Source organism: Bradyrhizobium sp. (genome assembly GCF_030654605.1).
Lineage (GTDB): Bacteria > Pseudomonadota > Alphaproteobacteria > Rhizobiales > Xanthobacteraceae > Bradyrhizobium.
On the sequence record NZ_JAURXB010000191.1, the window covers coordinates 1 to 4,206 of the forward strand.

3 protein-coding genes and 2 pseudogenes are annotated in these 4,206 nt (G+C 65.1%); 3 read left to right on the plus strand and 2 right to left on the minus strand.

The window, feature by feature from the left end; translation table 11 throughout:
• Positions 1 to 122: pseudogene (locus Q7U29_RS17505) on the minus strand (alpha/beta hydrolase); the annotation flags it as partial.
• A 270-nt stretch (positions 123 to 392) separates the two neighbouring features.
• Between Q7U29_RS17505 and Q7U29_RS17510 the strand changes: the two are divergent.
• Genes Q7U29_RS17510 through Q7U29_RS17520 form a run of 3 tightly spaced genes read left to right on the plus strand, consistent with a single transcriptional unit; the run spans position 393 to position 3,933 of the window.
• Positions 393 to 1,781, plus strand: a complete 1,389-nt coding sequence (locus Q7U29_RS17510; RefSeq protein ID WP_304743574.1) for a class II 3-deoxy-7-phosphoheptulonate synthase — start codon at positions 393 to 395, stop codon at positions 1,779 to 1,781.
• A gap of 2 nt (positions 1,782 to 1,783) precedes the next feature.
• Positions 1,784 to 2,137 (plus strand): diacylglycerol kinase, encoded by a 354-nt coding sequence (locus Q7U29_RS17515; protein ID WP_304743576.1) that lies wholly within the window; start codon positions 1,784 to 1,786, stop codon positions 2,135 to 2,137.
• Between the two features lie 44 nt (positions 2,138 to 2,181).
• Positions 2,182 to 3,933 (plus strand): NAD+ synthase, encoded by a 1,752-nt coding sequence (locus tag Q7U29_RS17520; RefSeq protein ID WP_304743577.1) that lies wholly within the window; start codon positions 2,182 to 2,184, stop codon positions 3,931 to 3,933.
• Between the two features lie 22 nt (positions 3,934 to 3,955).
• On the opposite strand, the pseudogene Q7U29_RS17525 reads toward Q7U29_RS17520, so the two are convergent.
• A pseudogene (locus tag Q7U29_RS17525) lies at positions 3,956 to 4,206 on the minus strand (hypothetical protein); the annotation flags it as partial.

The window sequence follows — 4,206 nt, forward strand, 5'->3', positions numbered from 1 at the left end:
ATCAGGACGGCATGGCGCTTCGCCCCCCGCGGCAGGAACAGCGTGGCCCCCAGCTGATACCCGTCGGTCGCCGGGATGGTGATGTCGTCGATGAAAACGTCGTCCAGCGCAGCCTCAGCCAACCCGTGTTTCCTCTTCCGCTTTCGTGGGTTCCGACACCAAATGCGAATTCAGCTTTTGCCGCAAGGGGTTGTATCGACAGGTTGAATTCCAGCCGCATGATCCGGAAAAGTGGTCCCGGTTTTCCGAAAAGATCATGCGCAAACAAAAGGATAGAGCGCGGTGACTTTCTCTGAAAGTCACCGCGCTCTGGCGGTCTGCGATTAGCCTGTGTATAACCCGGCCCTTCGCTGCCTGCCATAAGTAGCGGTTTTTGTTCAGGAGTTAACGCCATGTCCGAGCGGTGGACACCCGATAGCTGGCGCGCCAAGCCAAGCCTGCAGATCCCCGAATACCCCGATGCCAAGGCATTGGCCGATGTCGAGGCGCAGCTGGCGACGTTTCCGCCGCTGGTGTTTGCCGGCGAGGCCCGCAACCTGAAAAAGCAGCTGGCGCGCGTCGCCAAGGGCGAGGCCTTCCTGCTTCAGGGCGGCGACTGCGCCGAAAGCTTCGCCGAGCACGGCGCCAACAACATCCGCGATTTCTTCCGCGTGCTGCTGCAGATGGCCGTGGTCCTGACCTATGCCGGCGCGGTGCCGGTCGTGAAGGTCGGCCGTATCGCCGGGCAATTCGCCAAACCGCGCTCCTCGCCGATGGAGAAGATCGGCGACGTCTCGCTGCCGAGCTACCGCGGCGATATCGTCAACGACATCGCCTTCACCGCGCAGGCGCGCACTCCGGATCCGCAGCGCCAGCTGATGGCGTACCGCCAGTCGGCGGCGACGCTGAACCTGTTGCGTGCCTTCGCCACCGGCGGCTTTGCCAATCTCGGCAGCGTGCATCAGTGGATGCTGGGCTTTCTGAAGGATTCGCCGCAGTCGCGCCGGTACAAGGAGCTGGCCGACCGCATCTCCGACGCGCTGAATTTCATGCGCGCCTGCGGGCTCGACCTGGAAAGCCACCCGGAACTGCGCGCCACCGATTTCTACACCAGCCACGAGGCGCTGCTGCTCGGCTACGAGCAGGCTTTTACGCGCGTCGATTCCATGACCGGCGACTGGTACGCCACCTCGGGCCACATGATCTGGATCGGCGACCGCACCCGCCAGCTCGATCACGGCCATGTCGAATATTTCCGCGGCATCAAGAATCCGATCGGCCTGAAATGCGGCCCGTCGCTGAAGCCGGATGAGCTGTTGAAGCTGATCGACGTTCTCAATCCGGACAACGAGCCCGGACGCCTCACGCTGATCAACCGGTTCGGTTCGGACAAGATCGCCGATCACCTGCCGGCACTGATCCGCGCCGTGCAGCGCGAGGGCCGCGTCGTGGTGTGGTCGTGCGATCCGATGCACGGCAACACCATCGCGTCCAACTCCGGTTACAAGACGCGCCCGTTCGACCGCATCCTGTCGGAAGTCAAATCGTTCTTCACCATCCATGCGGCGGAGGGCACTCATGCCGGCGGCGTACATCTGGAAATGACCGGGCAGGACGTCACCGAATGCGTCGGCGGCGCGCGCGCCATCAGCCATGAGGATCTCTCGGACCGTTATCACACGGTGTGCGATCCCCGGCTCAATGCCGAACAGTCGATCGACATGGCGTTCCTGATCGCCGAATTGCTCAAGCAGGAGCGCGCCGGCAAGGCGCAGCCGATGCCGGCCGCAGCGGGGCTGTAGCATTGCTGCGGTTCTGGCGGGCCACCATCAACACGCGCAACGGCCTCGCCTTTGCCATCCGCTCCGAAGCGGCGATTCGCGAGGAGCTGGTGGCGCTGGCGCTGGCGTTGCCGCTGGCGTGGCTGATCGGCGTCACCACCATGCGCAGCGTCGAGCTGATCGCCGTGGTTGCGCTGGTGCTGGTGGTGGAGCTGCTCAACACCGCGATCGAAAAACTCGCCGACCGGCTCACCACCGACCACGATCCGCAGATCGGCCGGGTCAAGGACATGGGCTCGGCGGCGGTCGGCGTCGCACTGGTCATGGCCGGGCTGTTCTGGCTGTTCGCCATCGCTGAGCGCATAGGCGTGATCTAAAGCATGCAATTGCAGTTTGCGCTTGTGCAGGGCACCATCGCGGAATGACCGAACCTCAGTTCAAGATCACCCTGGCGCAGCTCAATCCGACCGTGGGCGACGTCGCCGGCAACGCCGCCAAGGCGCGCGCCGCCCGCGCGCAGGCCAGGGCCGACGGCGGCGATCTGCTGGTGCTGCCGGAATTGTTCATCACCGGCTATCCGCCGGAAGATCTGGTGCTGAAGCCGGCGTTCCAGGCGGCCTGCCGCGCGGCGGTCGAGGAACTGGCACGCGAGACCGCCGACGGCGGTCCGGCGGTGCTGATCGGCACGCCCTGGGTCGAGGACGGCAAGCTCTACAATGCCTGCGCATTGCTGGACGGCGGGCGCATCGCCGCTCTCAGGTTCAAGGCCAATCTGCCGAATTACGGCGTGTTCGACGAAAAGCGCCTGTTCGCGCGCGGACCAGCCGCGGGCCCGGTGACCATCCGCGGCATCCGGGTTGGCGTTCCCATTTGCGAGGACATCTGGCTCGAAGAGTCCGAGGACTACGAGAACGTGGTCGAATGTCTCGCCGAGACCGGCGCCGAAATTCTGGTCGTGCCGAACGGCTCGCCCTATGCCCGCGACAAGAACGATTTGCGGCTGTCGATCGCGGTCGCCCGTGTCACTGAAAGCGGGCTGCCGCTGGTCTATCTCAACCAGATCGGCGGCCAGGACGAGTTGGTGTTCGACGGCGCGTCGTTCGCGCTGAATGCCGACCTCTCGGTCGCGGCGCAATTGCCGGCGTTCACGGAGAACATCACGACCTTGCTCTGGCGCAAGACCGACGCCGGCTGGCGCTGCACAGGGCCGGTGGCGCCGATCGTCGACGGCGACAAGGGCGACTATGCCGCCTGCGTGCTCGGCCTGCGCGACTATGTCGGCAAGAACGGATTTCCCGGCGTGCTGCTCGGCGTTTCCGGCGGCATCGATTCGGCGCTGTGCGCCGCGATCGCGGTCGATGCGCTGGGTGCGGAGCGCGTGCGCGGCATCATGCTGCCGTTTCGGTTTACCGCACAGGTCTCGCTCGACGACGCGGCAAAACTCGCCGATGCCCTCGGCTTCCGTTACGAGGTGCTGCCGATCGCCGACGCCGTGAACGGCTTCGAAAAAATCCTGTCCGGCACTTTTGCCGGCCTGCCGCGTGACATCACCGAAGAGAATTTGCAGGCGCGCACCCGCGGCACGCTGCTGATGGCGATCTCCAACAAGACCGGCGCGATGGTAGTCACCACCGGCAACAAGTCGGAAATGTCGGTCGGCTACGCCACGCTCTATGGCGACATGAACGGCGGCTTCAACCCGATCAAGGATATCTACAAGACCGAAGTATTCCGGCTCTCGTCGCTGCGTAATGAGTGGAAGCCGGACGGCGCGCTCGGCCCGTCAGGCGAAGTCATCCCGGTCAACATCATCACCCGGCCGCCGACGGCGGAGCTGCGCGACAACCAGACCGACCAGGATTCGCTGCCGCCTTACGACATGCTCGACGGCATTCTGGAGCGGCTGGTCGAGCGCGAGCAGCCGCTGGTCGACATCATCGCCGCCGGGTTCGATCCCGCCGTGGTGACGCGGATCGACCGGCTGCTCAACATCGCCGAATACAAGCGGCGGCAGGCGGCCCCGGGCGTCAAGGTGACGCAGAAAAACTTCGGACGCGATCGCCGCTATCCCATCACCAACAAATTCCGCGACACCGGGAAATCGCTGCCGGCGCCGGACGAAACCCTGGTGTCACGCGCGGCCCGCGGTTCGGCCGAAGCGTTCGAAGGCTAGCGAACGCGAGATCGCAACCGCGTCAGCGCGCCGGTGGATTGGTCGGGATGAAGGTCGGGCCGACCGATCGGATCGGCCTGTCCTTGGCCGCGCCGGTTGAATCGGCTGGCGCCGCCGGTGGTTCGGTGGTTGCAGGCGCGGTGGCCGTCGTCGCTGCGGGCGGGGCGCCCTTCTTGGCAGAGGCGGGAGCCGGTTTCGGCCGCGCCATCTTCTTTGCGCTCTCTTCGGTGACGATAATGTCGCCCTGCTGTTCGGCGGCGGCCTTGTCGTCGA

Coding starts and splice junctions, on each gene's coding strand:
- Q7U29_RS17510 (WP_304743574.1), top strand. CDS start 393: ATGTCCGAGCGGTGGACACCCGATAGCTGGCGCGCCAAGCCAAGCCTG.
- Q7U29_RS17520 (WP_304743577.1), top strand. CDS start 2,182: ATGACCGAACCTCAGTTCAAGATCACCCTGGCGCAGCTCAATCCGACC.